The organism is Pseudomonas sp. efr-133-TYG-23 (assembly GCF_030209215.1).
Taxonomy (GTDB): Bacteria; Pseudomonadota; Gammaproteobacteria; order Pseudomonadales; family Pseudomonadaceae; genus Aquipseudomonas; species Aquipseudomonas rhodesiae.
This window is the reverse complement of record NZ_JARVSL010000015.1, coordinates 61,527-84,943: the sequence shown is the minus strand read 5'-3', so window position 1 is coordinate 84,943 and position 23,417 is coordinate 61,527. Positions and strand designations below refer to the sequence as shown.

General features: G+C 62.4%; 22 protein-coding genes and 1 riboswitch. Of the genes, 14 read left to right on the top strand and 8 right to left on the bottom strand.

What is annotated here, in order from left to right; genetic code table 11:
* Positions 1-72: 72 nt before the first annotated feature.
* The 7 genes from QRN41_RS10180 to purM all read right to left on the bottom strand — a co-directional run bounded on the left by QRN41_RS10180 (position 73) and on the right by purM (position 8,597).
* Positions 73-2,193 (bottom strand): TonB-dependent receptor, encoded by a 2,121-nt coding sequence (locus QRN41_RS10180; RefSeq protein ID WP_285421514.1) that lies wholly within the window; start codon positions 2,191-2,193, stop codon positions 73-75.
* Positions 2,190-3,416: an MFS transporter gene (locus QRN41_RS10175; RefSeq protein ID WP_285421513.1), complete on the bottom strand. Its 1,227-nt coding sequence runs from the start codon at positions 3,414-3,416 to the stop codon at positions 2,190-2,192. The genes QRN41_RS10180 and QRN41_RS10175 overlap by 4 nt, the downstream gene beginning before the upstream one ends.
* A complete protein-coding gene (locus tag QRN41_RS10170; RefSeq protein WP_285421512.1) occupies positions 3,406-5,331 on the bottom strand; it encodes an IucA/IucC family protein in 1,926 nt (641 codons plus the stop codon). The genes QRN41_RS10175 and QRN41_RS10170 overlap by 11 nt, the downstream gene beginning before the upstream one ends.
* A gap of 371 nt (positions 5,332-5,702) precedes the next feature.
* Positions 5,703-5,891, bottom strand: a complete 189-nt coding sequence (locus QRN41_RS10165; RefSeq protein WP_034099600.1) for a hypothetical protein — start codon at positions 5,889-5,891, stop codon at positions 5,703-5,705.
* A gap of 275 nt (positions 5,892-6,166) precedes the next feature.
* Positions 6,167-6,880 carry a DUF3108 domain-containing protein gene (locus tag QRN41_RS10160; RefSeq protein ID WP_034138891.1) on the bottom strand — a complete coding sequence of 238 codons (714 nt, stop codon included), beginning with the start codon at positions 6,878-6,880 and terminating at the stop codon, positions 6,167-6,169.
* Positions 6,881-6,888: 8 nt separating this feature from the next.
* Positions 6,889-7,539, bottom strand: coding sequence for a phosphoribosylglycinamide formyltransferase (purN, locus tag QRN41_RS10155; protein WP_034099598.1), 651 nt, complete (start codon positions 7,537-7,539; stop codon positions 6,889-6,891).
* Positions 7,539-8,597 carry a phosphoribosylformylglycinamidine cyclo-ligase gene (gene purM, locus QRN41_RS10150; RefSeq protein ID WP_285421511.1) on the bottom strand — a complete coding sequence of 353 codons (1,059 nt, stop codon included), beginning with the start codon at positions 8,595-8,597 and terminating at the stop codon, positions 7,539-7,541. The genes purN and purM overlap by 1 nt, the downstream gene beginning before the upstream one ends.
* A 357-nt stretch (positions 8,598-8,954) precedes the next feature.
* Here purM and QRN41_RS10145 point away from each other — a divergent pair, with 357 nt between their 5' ends.
* From QRN41_RS10145 to QRN41_RS10125, 5 genes are all read left to right on the top strand, one after another.
* Positions 8,955-9,986, top strand: coding sequence for a DUF2066 domain-containing protein (locus QRN41_RS10145; RefSeq protein ID WP_285421510.1), 1,032 nt, complete (start codon positions 8,955-8,957; stop codon positions 9,984-9,986).
* Positions 9,987-10,030: 44 nt separating this feature from the next.
* Positions 10,031-11,104, top strand: a complete 1,074-nt coding sequence (locus tag QRN41_RS10140) for an AI-2E family transporter (protein WP_034099592.1) — start codon at positions 10,031-10,033, stop codon at positions 11,102-11,104.
* A gap of 204 nt (positions 11,105-11,308) precedes the next feature.
* Complete coding sequence (hda, locus tag QRN41_RS10135; RefSeq protein ID WP_034099591.1) at positions 11,309-12,013, top strand: DnaA regulatory inactivator Hda; 705 nt, start codon at positions 11,309-11,311, stop codon at positions 12,011-12,013.
* A gap of 209 nt (positions 12,014-12,222) precedes the next feature.
* Positions 12,223-12,852 carry a C40 family peptidase gene (locus tag QRN41_RS10130; RefSeq protein ID WP_034099590.1) on the top strand — a complete coding sequence of 210 codons (630 nt, stop codon included), beginning with the start codon at positions 12,223-12,225 and terminating at the stop codon, positions 12,850-12,852.
* 144 nt (positions 12,853-12,996) lie between these two features.
* Positions 12,997-13,536, top strand: coding sequence for a C40 family peptidase (locus QRN41_RS10125; protein ID WP_034138887.1), 540 nt, complete (start codon positions 12,997-12,999; stop codon positions 13,534-13,536).
* Positions 13,537-13,583: 47 nt separating this feature from the next.
* Here QRN41_RS10125 and QRN41_RS10120 read toward each other — a convergent pair whose 3' ends face one another.
* Positions 13,584-14,897 (bottom strand): PQQ-dependent sugar dehydrogenase, encoded by a 1,314-nt coding sequence (locus QRN41_RS10120; protein ID WP_285421509.1) that lies wholly within the window; start codon positions 14,895-14,897, stop codon positions 13,584-13,586.
* A 99-nt stretch (positions 14,898-14,996) separates the two neighbouring features.
* Positions 14,997-15,249, top strand: a riboswitch (cobalamin riboswitch).
* A gap of 79 nt (positions 15,250-15,328) precedes the next feature.
* On the opposite strand from QRN41_RS10120, the gene cobO reads away from it, so the two are divergent.
* The 9 genes from cobO to cobC are packed head-to-tail and all read left to right on the top strand — an operon-like array spanning position 15,329 to position 23,416.
* On the top strand, positions 15,329-15,940 hold the full coding sequence (gene cobO / locus QRN41_RS10115; RefSeq protein WP_236216472.1) for a cob(I)yrinic acid a,c-diamide adenosyltransferase: 612 nt from the start codon (positions 15,329-15,331) through the stop codon (positions 15,938-15,940).
* On the top strand, positions 15,937-17,286 hold the full coding sequence (locus QRN41_RS10110; protein ID WP_285421508.1) for a cobyrinic acid a,c-diamide synthase CobB: 1,350 nt from the start codon (positions 15,937-15,939) through the stop codon (positions 17,284-17,286). Before cobO ends, QRN41_RS10110 begins: the two co-directional genes overlap by 4 nt.
* Positions 17,283-17,933, top strand: coding sequence for a 5,6-dimethylbenzimidazole synthase (gene bluB / locus QRN41_RS10105; RefSeq protein WP_034138883.1), 651 nt, complete (start codon positions 17,283-17,285; stop codon positions 17,931-17,933). The genes QRN41_RS10110 and bluB overlap by 4 nt, the downstream gene beginning before the upstream one ends.
* Complete coding sequence (gene cbiB, locus QRN41_RS10100) at positions 17,930-18,838, top strand: adenosylcobinamide-phosphate synthase CbiB (RefSeq protein ID WP_094064960.1); 909 nt, start codon at positions 17,930-17,932, stop codon at positions 18,836-18,838. Before bluB ends, cbiB begins: the two co-directional genes overlap by 4 nt.
* Positions 18,831-19,820, top strand: coding sequence for a threonine-phosphate decarboxylase CobD (gene cobD / locus QRN41_RS10095; RefSeq protein WP_034138881.1), 990 nt, complete (start codon positions 18,831-18,833; stop codon positions 19,818-19,820). The genes cbiB and cobD overlap by 8 nt, the downstream gene beginning before the upstream one ends.
* Positions 19,817-21,283, top strand: coding sequence for a cobyric acid synthase (locus tag QRN41_RS10090; protein ID WP_285421507.1), 1,467 nt, complete (start codon positions 19,817-19,819; stop codon positions 21,281-21,283). The genes cobD and QRN41_RS10090 overlap by 4 nt, the downstream gene beginning before the upstream one ends.
* Positions 21,271-21,792 carry a bifunctional adenosylcobinamide kinase/adenosylcobinamide-phosphate guanylyltransferase gene (gene cobU, locus QRN41_RS10085; protein WP_167416901.1) on the top strand — a complete coding sequence of 174 codons (522 nt, stop codon included), beginning with the start codon at positions 21,271-21,273 and terminating at the stop codon, positions 21,790-21,792. The genes QRN41_RS10090 and cobU overlap by 13 nt, the downstream gene beginning before the upstream one ends.
* The gene (gene cobT / locus QRN41_RS10080; protein ID WP_285421506.1) at positions 21,789-22,844 is read left to right on the top strand and encodes a nicotinate-nucleotide--dimethylbenzimidazole phosphoribosyltransferase; all 1,056 of its coding nucleotides are present in this window, start codon (positions 21,789-21,791) and stop codon (positions 22,842-22,844) included. Before cobU ends, cobT begins: the two co-directional genes overlap by 4 nt.
* Positions 22,841-23,416 carry an alpha-ribazole phosphatase family protein gene (cobC, locus tag QRN41_RS10075; protein WP_034138877.1) on the top strand — a complete coding sequence of 192 codons (576 nt, stop codon included), beginning with the start codon at positions 22,841-22,843 and terminating at the stop codon, positions 23,414-23,416. The genes cobT and cobC overlap by 4 nt, the downstream gene beginning before the upstream one ends.
* Position 23,417 lies beyond the last annotated feature (1 nt).

Here is a 23,417-nt window from a genome sequence, read left to right as displayed (position 1 = left end):
GCAAATAACAAACCCCGCTCAATGGCGGGGTTTGTTTTTCTTGTTGAAGCGCTTCTACGAGGGGAGTTTCCCTCACCAATCCACGGCGTAACTCAAGCTGAAGGTGCGCCCCTCTGCGTTCGGATAGGGCGCGCGCGCATTTGCCTGAGCAAACATGTTCTGGTAGTTGCGATTAGTCAGGTTGTAGACCGCGCCTTCGAGGCGCCCCACCGGCAACCGCACCGATCCCAGCAGATCGGCCAACGTATAGCCCTTGATATCGCGACCGTTATTGTCCTTGAACGCGACGTCGTAGTCGGCCAGGCGCATACCTTGCAGGCGCAGGCTGTAGTCGCCGCGGTCATAGCCAATAAAGGCGGTAGTCTTGGCTGGCGCGATGCGCGTGGCCGGAAGGTCGATCCATTGGCCGTTCTGGCGCGTCTCGCCCTTGGCGTAGGCGTAGGTTCCGCCGACTGACCACTCATCGGTAACGTTATACGTCAGGCTGGTTTCGATACCGCGCACGCGTTCTTTCTGGCTGACCAGGCGCAGCACGCGGTCGTTGGCATCGTAGAACTGTGTGACGTCCGAGGTGTTTTCATACGCGGTGACATTGGCCAGCCACTTGTCCCAATTGCCACGCCAGCCCAGCTCGTAGCTATCGACTTTCAGCGCCTGGGCATTAAGGTTCTGGATATCGTATCGACTGCTCACGTCACGCAGAAAACGCTGGATATCCGGTAGGGAAAACCCCTGGCTGAAATTGACGAACACATCCTGGTTTTCGCTCAGGTGGTACACCGCGCCCAGGTTGTAGAGGGTGTCGTCATACTTGAGGGTGCCCCCCGGCAGCGTCGCGCGATTGCCGGTCTGCACGATTTCCCCGTAGGCGATGCTGTCGTCCACGTCGCTTTCGATCCATTCGCGGCGCACACCACCGCGTAGGGTCCAGTCATCAATGTCGTAGGACAGCTGCCCGAAGATGGCTTTGGTAGTGGTCTGGATGTCCGGGCCCAACTCGAAGGTAGTGCCGGTCTTGGTGTAGGTCAGGCCATTGACCCGGTACTGGTCACCGCGTTGGCGGGATGTCTCGTGATCGTAATCCGCGCCCCACACCAGGTTGCCGGTGGCGCGGCCGATGTCCGGCATTTGCGTGTCGATGGCGGCACGTAGGCCGTACACGTCCTGCACGCTGTTATTGTCCGACACCCCGGCGCGGCCCCGAGACAGGTCCGGGAAGAACAGCGCGTCGGCGCGGCGCCAGTAACTTTCCACCTGCAGGCCCTGACCGTAGAAGTCCCGGTCGGTGTAGTTGAGGTTGACGGCCTGGTTATGGGTGGACGGCTGGTCGTCCAGGTCCAGGCCTTTGACCGCAACAGCAGCGCTGGTGATGCGTGGGTTCTTGGTGTAGCGGGTATCTTGTTCGTCCTTGTAGTCCTGCAGCGACAGGCTGATCTTTTTATCGTCATCCAACTCGTAGCCGAAACGGCCTTGCAGGTCGTAGGTGTCGGTGTCCATGTTGCTGCCCTGGGACGTGTCCTGGGGGATGCGCTTGCCGTTGCCGTCGAACTGGTCGTTGCGTTGCACGGTATTGGCCGACACATACCAATCCACCGGGCCCTGGCGGCCGGTGGCGCTCTGGAATGCCTCGTAGGCAAAGCCTTTATGGTTGAAATTGTTGCCGGAGGTCATGCCGATCTTGCTGCTGAACGCCAGGTCCTCACCTTTGTTGCGCTTGGTGATGATGTTGATGATGCCGCCGGAGGCACCCGCACCGTAGACACTGCTGGCGCCGGAAATTACTTCGATGCGCTCGATGCTCTCCGGCGCCACGCTGTTGAGCTGGCGGAAGTTGTCGCGCGTGGCGTTCTGGGACACGCCGTCGATCAGGATCAGCGTATTGCGCCCGCGCAGGGTCTGGCCGAAGTTACTCATTCCGCCGCTGGAAGGGGCGATGCCCGGCACCAACTGCCCGAGGATGTCCGCGACCCGGCGCCCCGCGCCCGTTTGCTGGCGGATCTGGGCTTCGTCGATGACCTGCACCGAACCCGGGATCGCCGCGATGCTGGTTTCATTGCGCGTGGCCGAGACCACGGTTGCCTGCAACTGCAGGTTAGTGGGAGCTTCCTGGGTTTGCTCCGCGGTATCGGCCCAGGCAGCATTGCTGAGTGAGCCGAGGAAGGGCAGTAGAAGTGCCAAGTGTGTTTTGCTCATGACCTTGCCTTTGAGTTATTAGAAGTATTGACAGAAAAATCGGACGGCTCAGGCGCGCGCGCCAGCCCGCGGATCCCCCGGATGCCCACGGCCGCCACGGCATAGGTGAGCGCGACCAGCCAGAAGCTGTGCGCCAGGCCCACCATCCCCATGCCGATACCGCCAATCAACGCGCCACATAGCGCGCCGGCCTTGGCGGCGCTATTACCCAATCCAAGGGCAAACCCTTGCTGGCTGGGGGGCACGGTGCTGGCGATCAACGTATAAGCGACAGGCAGCAATGCGCCTTGCCATACGCCCCACAGCAGCCGACTGGCGAGGAACCCCAGCCACTCGCTGGCCATGGCGGTGAATGCCAGCGTCAGGGCGCAGGCCCATGTGACCCATTCGATGATGCGCAGCGTATGCGTCGGTGGGTGCCGGTCGAACAGGCGACCCCACAGCGGCGCGGAAAGCGCCAGAGTGAGCGCGCTGGCGGCATAGCTGGCGCCAATCAACCACGCCGGCGCGTGCAGCACATCGGCCACGTACAGCGCGTAGAACGGCTGCGGCATCATTTTGGCTGCCTGGATCAACACGATGATGCCAAGCATCGCGCCGAGCCAGCCCTTGGGCAGCGCGGCGCGGGTCGCGTTGCGCGCCGGTCGTGCGCGCGGTGCATCGCTGGGCAGCCACAGGCTGAGCGCTGCGCAGAGCAGGCAGACCGCAGTGGCGCTGTAGCACAGCAGGGCGAAACCCGAGACGTCCATCAGCCAGCCGCCCAATACCGGGCCTGCCAGGGAACCCACGGCGGTCGCCGATTGCAGCCGCGCGAGGATGTGCCCGCGTCCGCCGTCGCCGCAGCACGCCAGAGCGTAGGCCTGGGCCGCTGCGATAAAGCCCGCCAACGCGCCTTGCACCACCCTGATTGCCACCAGCAACCAAGGATCCTGTGCGATCGCTGCCAGCGCCTGGCACACCGCCAGCGCCAGTAGTGCGCGCAGGATCATCGGCTTGTGACCGGTGCGGTCACCCAGGCGGCCCCACATCGGTGTCAGGAGCATCGCCGCCATCATCGGCCCGGCGTACACCAGAGCTGACAGCAGCCCAGTGTAATGAGCATTGGCAACGCCGAGCAGTTTCTGGATTTGCAACGGCCAGAAAGGCCCGCTCATTTCCATGGCGCCCATCGACACCAACTGAATCATCACCAGCAACCGCAACGCCGTACGGTCAGAGCTCATTGGCGGCGGCACTCAGCGGGTTGGGCAGCCGCCCGACAATATCGGCGTGACTTTCCAACAGGCGCATGCGCATAAACGATTTGGCCGGCCATGCCTGCTCCAGCAGTGCGGCGCGTTCGGTCCGCCAGCGTTGGGGCTCGACCTGGTCGCGCAGCGCGTCGAAACACTGGCTGACCTGGGCTGACAGTTCATCCCACAGCTGCGCCTCGGGCATTTCGAAATGACGCGCGCTGAGCAGTACCAGCTCGCCCAAATGACACATGAAAACCGTGTGCAGCAACTTGTCGCGTACAAAGCTGGCGTCGTCGTACAAGGTCATTTTCGGGTCGTGCAGCTCAATGTCCAGACCCTGGGCATGCAAGGTCTTGCGGTCGATACGGATATCGCCGAAGTCGCGCAGCAACAGGCGGCTCAGTTGCCCGTCGTCGCTCATGACCATAAAGGAATTCTGCTGATGGGCCTCGAACGCGACGCCGTAGCGCAGGTACATGCCCAACAGCGCCGGCACCGTGATCGCGGCGTAATCACGGAAAAACGCGCGCATGCCTTGGGCATCGTCCCGGCCCTGGCTCAGGCGTACCCAGTGTCGCAGCAGCGGTTCGCCGTGCTGGTCGAGGGCGAACAGGCTGCCGACCGGCACAGCCATTTCCCCCGATTGCAGCTGGCTCAGCGGGTTATCGCGGTACAGCACGGCGAGGTGACGGGAATGTTCGTCGTTGGCCGGTTGCGGCTTGAAGTGCACGCCGATTCGCTCCGGTACGATGCTAAGCCGCTTGGAGATACCCGGCTCACGAGAAAGAATGCTCAACAATAGCTCGCTGATACGCGGCCCCATACGCGCCGAACGTGGTGAAACGGTACGCTGCACGCTGGTCAGGCGCAGCGAGACTGGCAGCTTGACCATCGGTGCATCGCAGCGGCCGTCCGGCAATACGGTGCGAAAAGACATGGTGGGGTGGGCTGTAAACGCGACAATCTCGGTGAGTACCAGCAGCCGGTCGCTGATCTCATTGGCGAACAGCTGTGGCAACTCCTGGCGAGCCTGCCAGGGGTGAGCGGGCAGCGGTAGATAGTCGGCGGGTGCAAGGCCTTGCGCGGTCAGCACGTCGGCCAATTCCCGGGCGGCCTGGGGAAAATGCTGTTGCCACCACGGCCAGTAATCCGCAGAACCGGCCAGCGTTTCAACGTGTGCGTATTGACGGTGCAAGGCGCACAGCAACACCGGGAAGCGCGCTTCGAACTCCGGCGAGAACGCGATCACCTGCTCGGTGCTCAAGCCCAGTTTAGTTTTGTAGTTGGGGTGCCAGGGATGGCCCAGCGTGCCCCATTGCTCCAACACGCAGGTCGGGTTGGCGACCTGTGGGTCCTGCTTGAGATAGCTGAGCAGGTTGCCCGCGTGGGCAGCTGGCATGGAGGCCTGAAGCTTCAGCGTCCAATGCGCGTGAAAGGCCAGGCACAGCGTGTCGTTCACGAAGCTGTCGTCGATTTCAGTGTTCAGACGATTCAGTACATCCGGCGCGGCAGGGGTTTGAAGCGTACTGTTGAGCAGCGTCAGCAATTGCGAGGGGAATTGCAGTTTGAGCGCCGGCTGACCCTCGCGCACATGCACGACGCGCCCGCGCAGGTCCCAACTGGCCATACGGCCTGGACGCAGATGCTCGAAGCACAGGCGCGACTGGTCCGGCAACACCAGCCAGCAATGGCCATGATCGTCGTAGGTACAGGTGTCGGGAGCCAGCAGCGCTTCGCGCAGCAGTGCCTGGAGCAGCCGTTGGAAGCTACGTTCAGCGGCGGGTTGCAAGGTGTCGGCAAGGTCTTCGAGGGTGATGTGATTCGCCTGGAAGGGCGAAGTGGCCAGTGCTTCGCTCCAACGTGCGAGCAGGGACGATTCAGGCGTCATGCTGTTTCCGTACATCGAGTCGAATTCCTTATCCTGGGTACTGAGTCGAAGGCGGCGCGATAGTATCGAGAACCATTATCAAATGTCTATTTTTTGTTACTCGAATAGGCGCCCACGTTTATTCGCGCTTGGCTGGGGCGGGGTGTCTCAAGGCAATTGTGTCGCTTTGGAGGCGGGAAGGCGGGCTTGGGAGGCTCTGGAATGGGCCCGTTCAGGGTTTTCAACGCAGCCCGTAGTACGCAGATGCAACTTTTGTAAGACGTGTCTGGTTTCTTACGGTGATTTAAAAAGTACCGTCTTGACCACGCAAAACCCCGCTCGAAGGCGGGGTTTTGTTTCGCAGGTGCTCCGTGTCGTGGACGCAGCGCCTGCGCACTATCAGCGCTTCAGGCGCTTTCTGCCTGGCGTCTCATCTCAAGCATTTCAAGCTCGTTCTTATAGTTCTGAGCGTCGCTTTCGTTATGAAACATGCCGACCAGCAGGTCTTGTTGGTGTACATCCCAGATGTGAATCCCATGGCCCAACGCTTCATGGGACATATGTGCATCGTCGCGTTCAGTTACTTTTACAGTCATCTGCTTGCTCCAATCTCTGGTGGATCTGCGGCAAGTCGTCGCAGGCCTTTGTTATATGTTTTGTTAGCTTGCTAAGTAAACCGCTTTTGCCTGCAACAATTCATTGCATGAAACGCAACAGTGCTGCAGGCCCCGTAAACCGCGACATTGCGCCGCAGAGCCGTGGGTTTGATGACAAAAGTTTCATGTGAAAGGGCTTGCTGCACCCTGTGCGAGCGAGAAAAACAGACGAAAAAAAGCCCCGCATTCGCGAGGCTTTCAGTCGTATCGATCGATCAGCTGCCTTTGACCGCGTTACCGTCAACGGTGCCGTCTTGCAGCATGATGTTGTATTCCTTGCCGTCGGTCTCGACCTGGCGCAGGGCTACCAGAATGCCGCCCTGGTCCTTGGCAAACCACATCTGTGTGATGCGCTTGCTTTGCGTCGGATCACGTACCCGCTCGACCTTGATGGCGTCGATGGAGCCGACCTTGGTCTGGACCTTTTCCGGGCCGATCACGCGGAAGTCGTAGGTGTCGACATCGGTGCCTTCCACCACGTTGTAGCTCATGCTCTTTTTGCCGGCCGCGACATCGCGCTGCAGGGCCAACTGGTAGGTCGACTTATCGAGCATGCCGCTTTGCAGGGGTACATTCACGGCATCTTTGTTTTCGAAACCGGTGACTTTCTTGGCTGCCTGATCGAAGTCCAGGTTGATTTTCTTGGCTTTGCCCAGGCCGCCGCGTTCGAAGGTGTAGCTCTTCGGTTGCAGGCTGTCCTTGTCAAACAGGATCACGCTGGTTTCGGTCAGGCTGGCAATCATCATGGAAGCCTTGAAGTTCAAGGTCCACGTGCCGTCGCTATTCTTGGTCAGGCTGCGTTCGGCCGAACCACTCATGGGCAACTGTTTCCAGTCGGCGGTGTAGCTTACGGAGAAGGGATGAAGGTCTGCCGCTTGCACCGCAGGCAAGGCGAACAGCGCAAAAGCGAAGAGCAAGGCACGACGCATAAAATCTCCTAGGTTCGAATCAAGTGGCCGCTGGCCGCGAGTAACTGGCCGTCCAATAATGCACCCTGGTCACCGAGAATCAACCGCCCCTCGGCAAACCAGCGAACCGCCAGCGGGTAAATCCTGTGTTCCTGGGTGTGAACCCGTTGCGCAAGCGTCTGCGCCGAGTCATCCGACTCTACCGGAACCACTGCCTGTACGACCAGAGGCCCGCCATCGAGTTCCTCGGTGACGAAGTGCACGCTGCAGCCATGCTCGCGGTCACCGGCATCAATGGCACGTTGGTGCGTGTGCATGCCCTTGTATTTGGGTAGCAGGGAAGGGTGGATATTCAGCAGACGCCCGGCGTAATGACGCACGAAGTCAGCGCTGAGGATGCGCATGAAACCGGCCAGTACCACGAGCTTGGGATCGAAGGCGTCGATCAGTTCCACCAGGGCGCGATCAAAAGCCTCGCGGCCGTCGAACGCCTTGTGATCCAGGGAGCGGGTTTCGATTCCCGCGTCCCTGGCGCGCTGCAGCCCATAGGCGTCGCTGCGGTTGGAGATCACCGCAGCGATGCGCACCGGGCTGTCGCCGGTGCGCGTGCTGTCGATCAGGGCCTGCAAGTTACTGCCGGTGCCGGAGAGCAGCACCACGACATCACAGGTTGCCGGCATCAGTGCGCCTTAAGGTTCTTCAGTTCAACCTGGGCCGCGCCTTCCGGAGCGGTGGCGATCTGGCCGATGACCCAAGGCTGCTCGCCGGCTTCGCGCAATACGTTCAGCGCGGTTTCCACATGTTCCTGCGCCACGCAGATGACCATGCCCACGCCGCAGTTCAGCACACGGTGCATTTCGGTTTCGTTGACGTTGCCTTGTTCCTGCAACCAATTGAACACCGCAGGACGCTGCCAGCTGGCGACGTCGACAATAGCCTGAGCGCCTTTTGGCAGGACGCGCGGGATGTTGTCCAGCAGGCCGCCACCGGTGATGTGGGCCATGGCCTTCACGGCGCCGGTGTCCTTGATCAGCTTGAGCAACGGCTTGACGTAGATGCGGGTCGGCGCCATCAGCAGGTCGGTCAGTGGCTTGCCGTCGAGCTGGGTGTTTTCGATGTCGGCACCCGACACTTCGATGATTTTGCGGATCAGCGAGTAGCCGTTGGAGTGCGGACCGGAGGATGGCAGGGCGAGCAGGGCGTCACCAGCGGCCACTTTGGAGCCGTCGATGATGTCGGCTTTTTCTACAACGCCGACGCAGAAGCCGGCCAGGTCGTAGTCTTCGCCTTCGTACATGCCGGGCATTTCAGCGGTTTCGCCGCCTACCAGGGAGCAACCCGACAGTTCGCAGCCAGCGCCGATACCGGTAACCACTTGTGCGGCGGTGTCCACGTTCAGCTTGCCGGTGGCGTAGTAGTCGAGGAAGAACAGCGGCTCGGCGCCACATACCACCAGGTCGTTGACGCACATGGCCACCAGGTCGATGCCGATGCTGTCGTGCTTGTTCAGGTTCAGGGCCAGGCGCAGCTTGGTGCCCACGCCGTCGGTGCCGGACACCAGGACTGGCTGATTGTAGCCGGCCGGGATCTCGCAGAGGGCGCCAAAACCGCCCAGGCCGCCCATGACTTCGGGGCGCGCAGTGCGCTTGGCGACGCTCTTGATGCGTTCGACCAATGCTTCACCGGCGTCGATGTCTACACCGGCGTCCTTGTAGCTCAGGGAGGGTTGCTTGCTCATGATCCAGGCCTTTAGGGGGGATTTCTGGGTAACGACCGAGCGGGCGGGGGCTTTTGTAAAAAGGCCCAGCCGTTGACGGTCTGCGAAGGCGCGCGATTTTATCAGGCTTGAGGGGCAGCGGCCATCCTCGGGCCGACGGGCAGGGCCATATCGGCTAAAAAAGGCGATTAAAAAAATGCTAATCGACTCGGCTTCAGCGCCTATTAAGGTATAGCCTTGAACCCGCTAGTACTGTGACAGTACGAAAACTTACCGAGACCCCGTGAATGTTTTACCGGTCGCCGTGGTCCCAGCCCAGGCGAAACCGAGTTCGCGCGGTCTGTTCCAGCCGCTAAATCTGTCGTTCGGGAATCTTTCATGCGTCTGTGTAATGTGTTTTTTGTGGGCTGTTTGTCGTTGGTCAGCCTGGCGAGTCATGCCGAAACCCTCAACGGCCTTTATCAAGTACTTGAACCGGTCAGCAGCCAGTCGCCCCAGGAGCGCGACCAAGCCACCCAGCGCGCGGTGCAGACCCTGGTGATCCGCCTGACCGGCGATGCCAAGGCCGCCGAAGGTCAGGGCCTGGCGGCGGTACGCAAAGACCCGCAGCAGATCATCAGCCAGTATGGCTACGACGCCGGCCCGCCGGAAAGCCTGCAAGTGGATTTCGACCCGGTGAGCACCGATCGCGCATTGCGTGACGCCGGGTTGTCTATCTGGGGCAGCAATCGGCCCTCGATCCTGGGCTGGTGGCTGAACGATTCCACCGAGGGCAGCAGCCTGGTGGGCGACGGCCAGTCCGTCGCCCAAGCGCTGCGTCGTGCGGCGCAACACCGTGGCTTGCCGCTGCGTCTGCCATTGGGCGATCTGGAAGAGCAAGTGGTGGCCACCGCGCCGAACCTGGAGAGCGCCGATTCCACGCCGCTGCGGGCTGCGTCCGAACGCTACGGCGCCGACGCGTTGCTGGCGGTGCATGCGCGTCAGGAAGGTAATCAGTGGCAGGCCAAATGGCGCCTTTGGATGGGCGACAAGGCTGATCAAGGCACCGCCGAGGGCACCGACACCGCAGCGCTGGCGGACGCGGTGATGTTGGCCGTCAGCCAGAAGCTGGCGCCGCGTTTTGCGGTCAAGCCGGGCGTCAGCACCGAGCAGTTGCTGGAAGTGCAGGGCATGAATCTGGAGCGCTACGCAACGCTTGGGCATCTGCTTGAGCCGTTTGGCGGTCAACCGCTGCTGGTCGATGGCGACCGCATTGTGTATCGCGTGAACGGCAGCGCCGAGCAATTGCGTACCCAGTTGAACCTGGCCAAGTTGCAGGAGGTTCCAGCGGCTGAAGCCCAGCCGGTGACCGACGGAACGCCACCGGCCGCTGCCCCCGAACCCCAGGCGCAACTGCGTTTTCGCTGGTAAACGTTCTTCCTTATATAGATAGAAGCAAACAGATGGAGTGGTTTATGGCGGATACGCGTCGTTGGGTGTGGCTAGGCGGGATTGTCCTGCTGTGCGTTTTTGTGTTCTTGCTGCATTCGATCCTGACGCCGTTCCTGGTCGCGTTGCTGTTGGCCTACCTATTCGATCCCGTGGTGGATCGTCTGGAAAAGGCCGGACTTTCGCGAACCTTGGGCGTGGTAACGGTGTTCGCGCTGTTCACCTTGATCGTCACGGCCCTGGTCCTGGTACTGGTGCCGATGCTGGTCAAGCAGTTGTATCGATTGTATGAGCTGGCGCCGCAAATGCTCGACTGGCTGCAGCACACGGCGATGCCGTGGGCTCAGTCCAAACTGGGGCTGTCGGATGGCTTCTGGAAGTTCGACAAGGTTAAGGCGGCCATCAGTGAGCACATGGGCCAGACCACCGATATCGTCGGTGTGGTGCTTAGCCAGGCCACCGCTTCCGGGCTCGCGCTGATCGGTTGGTTGACCAACTTGGTGCTGATCCCGGTGGTGGCGTTTTACCTGCTGCGCGACTGGGACATCATGATGGCCAAGATCCGCAGCCTGCTGCCGCGTGACCGCGAAGAGCGCATTGTGTCCCTGGCCGAAGAGTGCCATGAAGTGCTGGGCGCATTCGTGCGTGGCCAGTTGCTGGTGATGCTGGCCTTGGGTGTTATCTATGCCGCCGGGTTGATGGCCATCGGCCTGGAGCTGGGCCTGTTGATCGGGCTGATTGCCGGTTTGGCCGCGATCGTGCCGTACATGGGGTTTGTGATCGGGATCGGCGCGGCGTTGGTGGCGGGGCTGTTTCAGTTCGGCGGCGATCTTTACCCGATGCTGGGTATCGTTGCAGTGTTTATGGTCGGCCAGGCGCTGGAAGGCATGGTGCTCACGCCGCTGCTGGTGGGGGATCGCATCGGTCTGCACCCGGTGGCCGTGATCTTTGCGATCCTGGCGGGCGGGGAGTTGTTCGGTTTTACCGGCATCCTGCTGGCCCTGCCGGTGGCTGCAGTGATCATGGTGCTGGTGCGCCATGTGCATGATCTGTACAAGGATTCGGATGTCTACACGGGGGTCGAAGACCCCGACCTGTAATCGCAGTGTCACAAGCCCGGCGCAACGCCGGGTTTGTTGTTTATTCAGGCGTGGCGTCAAACAATTCGCGTAAAACCAACAAGTTAACGCAAACCTTTGATTTTGCTTGAGGTCTGCTGCATTGTGCGCCCGACGTCACGGGTATAAACTTCGCAAACTTTTCACAGAGGCCACTAACGGTTCGATGGGAGCCGTTCAGTCAGCATGAAACCGATTCAGCTGCCCTTGGGTGTGCGTCTGCGTGACGACGCCACCTTCATCAATTACTACCCAGGCGCCAACGCCGCTGCACTCGGCTATGTCGAGCGGCTCTGCGAAGCCGACGCCGGGTGGACTGAAAGCCTGATCTATCTGTGGGGCAAGCATGGCGTGGGGCGTACCCACCTGTTGCAGGCCGCGTGCCTGCGCTTCGAACAGATGGGCGAACCGGCGGTGTACCTGCCGTTGGCTGAGTTGATGGATCGCGGCGTCGGCATTTTCGACCACCTTGAGCAATACGAGCTGGTCTGCCTCGACGACCTGCAGGCCATCGCCGGCAAGGCTGACTGGGAAGAAGCGCTGTTCCATCTGTTCAACCGCCTGCGTGACAGTGGCCGACGCCTGTTGATTGCGGCCTCCACATCGCCGCGGGAATTGCCGGTCAAGCTGGCGGACCTTAAATCGCGCCTGACCCTGGCGTTGATCTTCCAGATGCGCCCCTTGTCCGACGAAGACAAATTGCGCGCCCTTCAATTACGAGCCTCCCGGCGCGGCCTGCACCTCACCGATGAGGTCGGGCATTTCATCCTGACCCGTGGCACTCGCAGCATGAGCGCATTGTTCGATCTGCTTGAACAGCTCGATCAAGCTTCCTTGCAGGCGCAAAGAAAATTGACGATCCCTTTTCTCAAAGAGACTTTGGGCTGGTAACACGTTGATTTTCAATGTTTCGACACTTTTCAGGCGCCAGAAAACCTGCGTTTGAGCCCGGCGAGCTACGCATTTTTGTCGATAAATGGAATTACGGCTTAGATGTCAGGGTCGAATCGGGAAGTCACAAAAGGCACGATTGAATTTGCAAATCGATGTGATAGAGGGCATAGTCGCGGCTTCTAAATCTATCAGCCACGGTCGTGCCCATGCTAAATCGCTTCGCACCCCTCGTGCCTCTCGCACTCGTTACCCTGTTGTTTGGTTGCGCGTCCCACCCTCAACAAGTGGCAGAACAGCAAAAACCACAGGTTCAAAACCAGGCAAAATTCGTCGCGGCGCAATCTTCCACTGTTTATGAGGAAGAAGTGGCGACCGAAAAAGAGCTGGCCGACTTCTCCGGCAGCAAGCCTTATCAACTCCCAGTGCTGGCCGACAGCATTCTTGAACGCGGCATGTCCCTGATCGGTACCCGTTACCGTTTCGGCGGTACCTCCGAGGCCGGTTTCGATTGCAGCGGCTTTATCGGCTACCTGTTTCGTGAAGAGGCCGGGATGAATCTGCCGCGTTCGACGCGCGAAATGATCAACGTTAATGCACCGTTGGTCGCGCGCAACAACCTCAAGCCCGGCGATCTGCTTTTCTTCAGTACCAGTGGCCGTGGGCGCGTCAGCCACGCCGGTATCTACTTGGGCGATAACCAGTTTATCCACTCCAGCAGCCGTCGCAGCGGCGGTGTTCGAGTCGACAATCTGGGCGACAGCTACTGGAGCAAAACCTTCATCGAAGCCAAGCGTGCCTTGGCGATGGCTCCGACTACCGTTACCGCCAGCAAGTAAAGTTAAAGTGATACTTGAAGTTTGACGTGTAAGCGCTAGAATCCCTGGACATTGTTGTAATCGGTACGCGCGAGCTTTGCTTGCGCGTTCTGGTTTTCAGCGTTCGGCAGCGAAAGCCGCATCCAGACCAGGATTGTTCTGCACATGTCGACCTCGGCCCGCCTGATTCTTATCCTCTGCGCCGCGCTTATCAGCGCCTGCGCCAGCCGCCCACAGCCCGCGCCCGTCGCGGTCAAGCCCAAGCCGGTGTTCAACTATTCCACGCAAAGTTTCTCGCCTGCCGCCGAAGACGTGCTGTTTCGCGCGCTCGGCCTGGTCGGCACGCCTTATCGCTGGGGCGGCAACACCCCGGACTCTGGGTTTGATTGCAGTGGCCTGATCGGGTTTGTGTTCCGCGATGCCGCCGGCATTTCGTTGCCGCGCACCACCCGTGAGCTGATCGTGATGCGTGCCCAAGATGTGAGCGAGCAGAACCTGCAGACCGGCGACCTGTTGTTCTTCGCCACCGGCGGCGGCTCTCAAGTCAGTCACGCCGGCATCTACGTGGGTGAAGGCCGCTTTGTACACGCACCGCAAACCGGCGGTACGGTGAAGCTGGACACCTTGTCCAAAGCCTATTGGCAGAATGCCTACCTGAGCGCAAAGCGCGTGTTGCCGGCTGAGCATTTGGCACGCAATCCTTAATCCAATGTGGGAGGGAGCAATTCCCTCCCACATGGTTTTTGCGGTGTTTATTTAGCGGCCGACACCCGCCACACCTTGTTCCCCACATCATCGGCCACCAGCAAATCGCCTTGCTGATCAATCACCACGCCCACCGGCCGGCCCATGGCTTTTTCATCTTGATCGAGGAATCCGGTCAGCACATCCATCGGTTGCCCTTTCGGCTGGCCACCCTCGAACGGTACGAAGATCACTTTGTAGCCACTGTGTGGCTTGCGGTTCCACGAGCCGTGCTGGCCGATAAACGCGCCGTTGCTGAAGGCGGTTGGCAATTTGCTCCCTTGCGCAAACGTCAGGCCCAGGGAAGCGGTATGGGGCCCCACTGCATAGTCCGGGGCAATGGCCTTGGCCACCAGGTCCGGGTTCTGCGGCGTGACGCGTTCATCCACATGCTGGCCGTAGAAGCTGAAGGGCCATCCATAGAAAGCGCCGTCTTTGACCGACGTGATGTAATCCGGCACCAAATCGCTGCCGATCTCGTCGCGTTCGTTCACTGCGGTCCACAGTTTGCCGCTCTGGGGTTCCCAGGCCATACCGTTGGGGTTGCGCAAGCCTGAGGCGAAGATGCGGTGCTGGCCGCTGGCGCGGTCCACTTCCCAGATCGCAGCGCGGCCTTGTTCGGCCTCCAGGCCATTTTCACCGACGTTGCTGTTGGAGCCGACGCTCACGTACAGCTTGCTGCCGTCCGGGCTGGCGGTCACGTTTTTGGTCCAGTGGTGGTTCAGCGGTCCGCCCGGCAGCTCGACCACCGTGGTGCCTGCGGTCTTGATTGCAGTGGCACCCGGTTGATAGGCAAAGCGCAGCAGCTTGTCCGAATCGGCGACATAGAGGTCGTTGCCCACCAGTGTCATGCCGAACGGCGAGTTGAGATTTTCCAGGAACACCGTGCGGGTTTCCGCCACACCGTCGTGGTCGGCATCGCGCAACAGGGTGATGCGGTTCGGGCTGGGTACGCCGGCGCCAGCGCGGTCCATGACCTTTTCCATTACCCAACCACGAATGCCTTTGGCGTCATCCGGCTTGGGCGGCGCGTTGGTTTCCGCCACCAGCACGTCGCCATTGGGCAAAACGTACAGCCAGCGCGGGTGATCCAGGCCTTCGGCAAAAGCGCTCACCTGCAAGCCCGGCGCTGCCGTGGGCTTGGCGCCGTCGGGCCAGCCGATGGCCGGGGCGATGTTGACGGTGGGGATCAGGGTCTTGTTCGGTTGCGGTAAACGCGGCGATGGCCCCGTGCCGTCGCTGATCTGCAACGTGGAGCTTTCACCGCAGGCGGCGAGGCTGCCGGCGAGCATGATCAGTAAGGCGAGTCTGGTTTTATGCATGGTGTTCTCCTTGATACCTGTAGGGATAGAGGAGGGCGCGGGTGCGATGGTTCAAGAACAAGGCCGGCTTTAATTGACGCTCCACCCCCAACCCACTAACCTTCGCGGCTTGTTTCAGGTGCTCTGTGACCCACGGGTCGACGGAGTGAAACAGGGAAGCCGGTGAGTGAGCGCACTTGTACACAGTGTGGCCGCGATCCCGGCGCTGCCCCCGCAACGGTAAATGAGTCAAGACGCTGCCTTTGGCCACTGTATCCCAGCGATACGGGAAGGCGCAGCGTCGGTCTGTTCCTGGTTCGCCGGGAGCGGTCCACTTATGAGCCCGGAGACCGGCCTGGATCATTCAACAGCATCACGGTGGGCGATGCTTGGCTGTCTGATTGTGTTTTTCCCTGCCCGCCGTTTTTGTCCAGCCCCAACGGAGAGCTGCCATGACCGATTCCCCCGACCGCGACGAACGCCACCTGGCGCGCATGCTGCGCAAAAAAGCCGTGATCGACGAGCGCATCGCCAATTCCCCCAATCAGTGCGGTTTGCTGCTGGTGCTGACCGGCAACGGCAAAGGCAAGAGCAGCTCGGCCTTCGGCATGCTGGCCCGGGCCATGGGCCACGGGATGCAGTGCGGTGTGGTGCAGTTCATCAAGGGCCGCCACAGCACCGGCGAAGAGCTGTTCTTCCGGCGCTTCCCCGAACAAGTGCGCTTTCATGTCATGGGCGAAGGCTTCACCTGGGAAACCCAGGACCGCCAACGCGACATCGCCGCCGCCGAAGCCGCCTGGGCTGTGTCCCGCGCGATGCTGCAAGACCCGACTATCGGCCTGGTGGTGCTGGACGAACTGAATATCGCCCTCAAGCACGGCTACCTCGATCTGGATCAAGTGCTCGGCGACCTGCAAGCCCGCCCACCGATGCAGCATGTGGTGGTCACCGGCCGTGGCGCCAAGCCCGAAATGATCGAGATGGGCGACACCGTCACCGAAATGGGCATGCTAAAGCACGCTTTCCAGGCCGGTATCAAGGCACAGAAAGGCGTCGAACTTTGAATCAGCCTCGTCATTGCCCGGCCGTCCTGATCGCCGCACCGGCGTCCGGCCAGGGCAAAACCACCGTCACTGCCGCGCTGGCCCGCTTGCATCGCAACCTGGGACGCAAGGTACGGGTGTTCAAATGCGGCCCGGACTTTCTGGACCCGATGATCCACGAGCGCGCCAGCGGTGCGCCGGTGTATCAACTGGACATGTGGATGGTGGGCGAGCAGGAGAGTCGCCGTCTATTGTGGGAAGCTGCCGGCGAGGCCGATCTGATTCTGATCGAAGGCGTAATGGGCCTGTTCGACGGCACGCCTTCCAGCGCCGACTTGGCGCGGCATTTCGGCGTGCCGGTGCTGGGCGTGATCGACGGCACCGCCATGGCCCAAACCTTCGGTGCCCTGGCCTTGGGCCTGGCGCGTTACCAGCCGGACCTGCCGTTCGCCGGGGTGCTGGCCAACCGTGTCGGTACGCTGCGTCATGCGCAACTGCTCGAAGGCAGCCTCACCGAGGGCCTGCGCTGGTATGGCGCGCTGTCCCGCGAAACCGGGATCGAGTTGCCCAGCCGCCACCTGGGCCTGGTGCAGGCCAGTGAGCTGAATGACCTGGACCTGCGCCTGGACGCCGCCGCCCAAGCCTTGGGCAGCAGTTGCGAAGTGGCGGTGCCGCCGCCGGTCACGTTCGCCGCGCCGACAATCATCGAAGCCGAACCGCTGCTGGCCGGTGTGCGCATCGCGGTGGCCCGCGACGAAGCCTTCGCGTTTACCTACGGCGCCAGCCTCGACCTCCTACGGGCTATGGGCGCCGAGTTGCACTTCTTCTCACCGATCCACGACCGCGAACTGCCCGACGCCGACAGCCTCTACCTGCCCGGCGGCTATCCGGAGCTGCATCACCAGGCCCTGGCGCAAAACACTACGATGCTGGCCGCCATCCGCGCCCATCACGCGGCCGGCAAACCGTTGCTCGCCGAGTGCGGCGGCATGCTCTACCTGCTGGACTCGCTCACCGATGTCGACGGCAACCGTGCCGAACTGGTGGGCCTGTTGCAGGGCGATGCGGTGATGCAGAAGAAACTCGCCGCCCTGGCCCTGCAAAGCGTCGAATTGCCCGAAGGCGTGCTGCGCGGCCATACCTACCATCATTCCCTGACCAGTACCGAGTGGCAGCCGATTGCCCGTGGCCAAAGCCCTAACGGTGGGCGCGGTGCCGAGGCAGTCTTCCGACAGGGGCGGATGACTGCCTCTTACGTACACTTCTATTTCCCATCGAATCCGACGGCGGTCGCCGCCTTGTTTGCCCCGGACCGAGCTGAAACCCCCTCTACTGTGGGAGGGGGCTTGCCCCCGATAGGGCTATGACCGACAACGCTTTCCCCCAGGCCGACCGCGACGCCGTCTACCGCGCCATCGCCGAACGCCGCGATATGCGCCACTTCAGCGGCGGCAGCGTCGCTTGCGAGGTCTTGCAGCGCCTGCTCCAGGCTGCGCATCAGGCGCCGAGTGTCGGCCTGATGCAGCCGTGGCGCTTTATCCGCATCAGCGACCGCGTCTTGCGTGGGCAAATTCAACAACTGGTGGAAGAGGAGCGCGTGCGCACCGCCGAGGCGCTTGGCGAGCGCTCTGACGAATTTATGAAGCTTAAGGTCGAAGGCATCCACGACTGCGCCGAAGTCCTGGTGGCGGCGCTGATGGACGATCGCGAGCGGCATATTTTCGGGCGCCGTACGCTGCCGGAGATGGACATGGCGTCGCTGTCCTGTGCGATCCAGAACCTGTGGCTGGCGGCCCGCGTCGAAGGGCTGGGCATGGGCTGGGTCTCGTTGTTCGAACCCCAGGCCCTGGCCGACCTGTTGGGGTTGCCTGCCGGTGCCAAGCCGCTGGCGGTGTTATGTCTGGGCCCGGTGGCCGAGTTTTACCCGGCACCGATGTTGCAACTCGAAGGCTGGGCCGAACCTCGGCCGCTGAGTGACATGCTGTATGAAAATGTGTGGGGAGTGAGTCGATGAGTGTGGCCTTGCTGTGTGTCGCCGCCGTGGCGCTGGATGCGCTGCTGGGCGAGCCCAAGCGTTGGCATCCGCTGGTGGCGTTCGGCAATTTCGCCGGGCGCATCGAGCAGCGTTTCAACAGCGGCGGGCGCGGCTGGCGCAGCCATGGCGTCACCGCCTGGTTTATCGCGGTGGTGCCGCTGACGCTGCTGGCCACCGCTTTATCGTGGGCGCCCTATATCGGTTGGGTGCTGGAGATTCTCGCGCTGTACTGCGCCCTCGGTATGCGCAGCCTCGGCGAGCATGTGTTGCCGGTTGCCCAGGCATTGCGCGGGGATGACCTTGATGAGGCGCGCAAACGCGTGAGTTATCTGGTAAGCCGCCAGACCAGCGAACTGGACCGCACCGAAGTCGCCCGCGCCGCCACTGAGTCGGTCCTGGAAAACGGCAGCGACGCGGTGTTTGCCGCGCTGTTCTGGTTTGTGATCGCCGGTGTGCCCGGTGTGGTGCTGTACCGCCTCAGCAATACCCTGGACGCCATGTGGGGCTATCGCAACGAACGCTTCGAACGGTTCGGCTGGGCGGCGGCAAAAATCGACGATGTACTCAACTACATTCCCGCGCGTCTGGTGGCGTTGACCTACGCCGTACTCGGCAAAACCGGCCTGGCCCTCAAATGCTGGCGCACCCAGGGCCCGACTTGGGACAGCCCCAACGCCGGCCCGGTCATGGCGTCCGGTGCCGGTGCCTTGGGCGTCGAGTTGGGCGGTGCAGCGATCTATCACGGTGAACTGCACCAACGTCCGCCACTGGGCGAAGGCCCGGCGGCGGATGCGGACGCCATCGAGCGGGGCTGGCAACTGGTGCAGCGCGGCGTATGGTTGTGGCTGCTGATCCTATGCGCGGGGGCGCAATTCTATGCTTGAACATGGCGGGCGACTGCGTAAGGCATCCATTCAATATGGGATCGCCGAAGCCAATTGGTTGGACCTGTCCAGCGGCCTCGCGCCCTGGCCTTGGCCGATCCCCGAAATCCCGCTGCGGGCCTGGGCACGCCTGCCGGAAACCGACGACGGCCTGGAGCAGGCCGCCAGCGAGTATTACGGCGCGCCCCACCTGTTGCCGGTGCCTGGCTCCCAGGCCGCGATCCAGTTGCTGCCGCGTCTGCGCCGCGCCGGCAAAGTCGGCGTGGTGTCGCCGTGCTACGCCGAACATGCCGAAGCCTGGCGCCGCGCCGGTTATGTGGTGCGCGAGGTCCAGGAGCAGGAAGTGGACTTTTTCCTCGACGGCCTCGACGTGCTGGTGGTGGTCAACCCCAACAACCCCACCGGCCTGAGCTTGAGCCCCCAACGCTTGCTGGACTGGCACGCGCGCCTGGCCCAGCGGGGCGGCTGGCTGGTGGTGGACGAAGCCTTTATGGATGTCACGCCGCATTTGAGCCTGGCGGGTCAGGCCCATCTCGTCGGCTTGATCGTATTGCGTTCGTTCGGCAAGTTTTTCGGCCTGGCTGGAGTGCGCTTGGGCTTTGTCCTGGCCGACCGTAAGTTGCTCAAGCTGCTCGCCGATCAGGTCGGGCCATGGGCGGTCAGCGGGCCGACGCGGGTGTTGGGCCAAGTCTGCCTGCGCGATGCCGAAGGGCAGGCACGCCAGCGTGCGCGTTGCCTGGAGGCCGGCGCGCGTTTGTATGCGTTGCTTGAACAGCGGGGGTTCCAGCCACAAGGCGGCTGCGCGCTGTTCCAATGGCTGATCACGCCGCATGCCGAACGCATGCATGAGTTCATGGCCCAGCGGGGCATCCTGCTGCGCTTGTTCGTTCACAACAGCAGCCTGCGCTTCGGCCTGCCGGACACCGAGGCCGATTGGCTGCGCCTCGACGAAGCCCTGGTCGCCTATAAGGACGCCACATGAGCACGCTGATGGTGCAAGGCACCACCTCCGACGCCGGCAAAAGTACTCTGGTAACCGCGCTGTGCCGTTGGCTGATTCGTCAGGGCGTTGCCGTTGCACCGTTCAAACCGCAGAACATGGCGCTCAACAGCGCCGTGACCGCCGAAGGCGGCGAGATCGGCCGCGCCCAGGCCGTGCAGGCCCAAGCCGCGCGGCTGGCGCCCCACACCGACATGAACCCGGTGCTGCTCAAACCCAACAGTGACACCGGCTCCCAGGTGATCATCCATGGCCGCGCCGTGACCAGCATGAACGCCGTGGCCTATCACGATTACAAAGCCATCGCCATGCAGGCCGTGCTGGCCTCCCATGCGCGACTGAGCGCGGCCTACCCAGTGGTCATGGTCGAAGGGGCGGGATCCCCGGCGGAGATCAACCTGCGCGCCAACGACATCGCCAACATGGGCTTTGCTGAAGCGGTGGACTGCCCAGTGCTGCTGATCGCCGATATCAATCGCGGCGGTGTGTTCGCTCACTTGGTGGGCACTTTGGAATTGCTCTCGCCCAGCGAGCAGGCGCGGGTCAAGGGCTTCATCATCAACCGCTTTCGCGGCGATATTGCGCTGTTGCAGCCAGGCCTGGATTGGCTTGAGGCACGCACCGGTAAGCCGGTGGTGGGGGTTCTGCCCTATGTGATGGATTTGCACCTGGAGGCCGAAGACGGCATCGACCGGCGCCAGATCGACAAAGCCGCCCAGGTCCTCAAGGTGGTGGTGCCGGTGCTGCCGCGCATCAGCAACCATACGGATTTCGACCCGCTGCGCCTGCACCCCCAGGTGGACTTGCAATTTATCGGCCCGGGCCAAGCGATCCCGGCCGCCGACCTGATTATCCTGCCGGGCTCTAAAAGCGTACGCAGCGACCTCGCCTACCTGCGCGCCAATGGCTGGGACAGTGCCGTGGCGCGGCACTTGCGCTACGGCGGCAAGGTGCTGGGTATTTGCGGCGGCCTGCAGATGCTCGGCGAGCAGGTGCACGACCCCCTGGGTCTGGAAGGACCATCCGGTTCCAGCGATGGCCTGGGGCTGCTGGCCTTCAGCACGACCCTGGAGGAAGAGAAGCAATTGCGCAATGTGCGCGGCCGTTTGCTGCTGGAAGACGTCGAGGTCAGCGGTTATGAAATCCATGCGGGGGTAACGTCCGGCCAGGCTCTGGCGAGCCCAGCCGTGCGCCTGGACGACGGCCGCCATGACGGCGCGCGCAGTGTCGACGGGCAGATCCTCGGCACCTACCTGCACGGCCTGTTCGAAACGCCGGCCGCATGTAGCGCGCTGTTGCGCTGGGCGGGGCTGGCGGATGTGCAGGAGGTGGACTATCACGCCCTGCGCGAGCGCGATATCGAGCGTTTGGCGGATCTGGTGGAGCAGCATTTGGATACCGATTTATTGCGCAGCCTGTGTGGAGTAGCCCCATGCACCAACTGATCCTCGGCGGCGCCCGCTCCGGCAAGAGTCGCCTGGCGGAAACGCTCGCGGTGGACACGGCGTTGCCGGTCATTTATGTCGCCACCAGCCAACCCCAGGACGGCGAGATGAACGCACGGGTGGCCTTGCATCGCCAGCGTCGACCGGGGCACTGGGGCTTGATCGAAGAACCGATCGAGCTGGCGCGGGTGCTGCGTGAACACGCCGCCGCCGACCGCTGCCTGCTGGTGGATTGCCTGACCCTGTGGCTGACCAACCTGCTGATGCTCGAAGATCCGCAGCGCCTGGCGCTGGAGCGCGACCACTTGCTGGAGACCCTGGCCACGCTGCCGGGGGAGATTATTTTTGTCAGCAACGAGACCGGTCTGGGTGTCGTGCCGCTGGGCGAATTGACTCGCCGCTACGTGGATGAAGCCGGTTGGCTGCATCAAGCCTTGGCCGAGCGGTGTCAGCGCGTGGTGCTGACGGTCGCCGGACTGCCCCTGACATTGAAAGGTACTGCGTTATGACTGACACCTGGTGGCTCAACCCCTGTAAGCCTGTCGACACCGAGGCGTACGAAAACGCCTTGGCACGCCAGCAGCAATTGACCAAACCCGCCGGCTCCCTCGGCCAGCTGGAAGCGTTGGCGGTGCAACTGGCCGGCTTGCAGGGGAGAGTCAAGCCTGCGGTGGATCAGCTGTGGATCGCGATCTTTGCCGGCGATCACGGCGTGGTGGCCGAAGGGGTGTCGGCGTTTCCCCAGGCGGTGACCGGGCAGATGCTGCACAACTTTGTCAGTGGCGGGGCCGCCATCAGCGTGCTTGCCCGGCAATTGGAGGCGCGTCTGGAAGTGGTCGACCTGGGCACGGTGACACCGTCCCTGGACCTGCCGGGTGTGCGTCACCTGAATATCGGCGCGGGTACGGCCAACTTCGTCGACGGCCCGGCGATGAGCGTCGCTCAGGGGCGGTTGGCGTTGCAGGCCGGACGTGACAGCGCACAGCGCGCATTGGAACATGGCACGCAGCTGTTTATTGGCGGCGAAATGGGCATCGGCAACACCACGGCGGCGAGCGCGCTGGCCTGTGCCTTGCTTGATTGCCGAGTCAGCGACCTCACCGGTCCGGGCACCGGCTTGAATGCCCAGGGCGTCAGTCACAAGGTAACGGTGATTGAGCGTGCGTTGGCACGGCATGCTGCCGAGCGCGGCGATGTGTTGCAGACGCTGTTCAACCTGGGCGGCTTTGAAATCGCCGCGTTGGTGGGCGCCTACCTCGCCTGCGCCCAGGCCGGCATCGTGGTGCTGGTGGACGGGTTTATCTGCAGCGTCGCCGCATTGGTGGCCACGCGTTTGAATCCGGCCAGTCGCCCGTGGCTGCTGTTTGGCCATCGCGGCGCCGAGCCGGGCCACCGTCATGTGCTGCAACACCTGGACGCGCAACCGTTGCTGGACATGGGCCTGCGCCTGGGCGAAGGCAGCGGCGCGGCGCTGGCGGTGCCGTTGCTGCGCTTGGCCTGTGCGCTGCACGGGCAGATGGCGACCTTCGCCGAAGCCGCCGTGGCAGATCGCCCGGCATGACCTTGCACCTGGACCTGCTGCGCCACGGTGAAACCGAGCTGGGCGGCGGCCTGCGCGGCAGCCTGGACGACGCGCTTACCGCCAACGGTTGGGCGCAGATGCGCGCCGCCGTGGCGCAACAAGGCCCGTGGGACCGGCTGATCAGTTCGCCCCTGCAACGCTGCGCGCGGTTTGCCGACGAGCTGGGGGCCCGGCTCAATGTGCCGGTGAGTCTGGAAAAAGATTTGCAGGAATTGCACTTCGGCGCGTGGGAAGGGCAGAGCGCAGCGGCGTTGATGCAAACAGATGCCGAGGGGTTGGGACGCTTCTGGGCCGATCCCTACCGCTTCACGCCGCCCGAGGGCGAGCCGGTTGAGGATTTTTCCCAGCGGGTTCTGGGTGCTGTCGCACGCCTGCATCAGGCGTATGCCGGTGAGCGCGTCCTGTTGATCAGTCATGGCGGGGTGATGCGTCTGTTGCTGGCCCGCGCGAGGGGGTTGCCTCGTGAGCACTTATTGAATGTCGAAGTCGGCCACGGTGGGTTGTTCAGCCTGCGTGTCGCCGCCGATGGCGCGTTGTGGGAAGGAAGCTGAC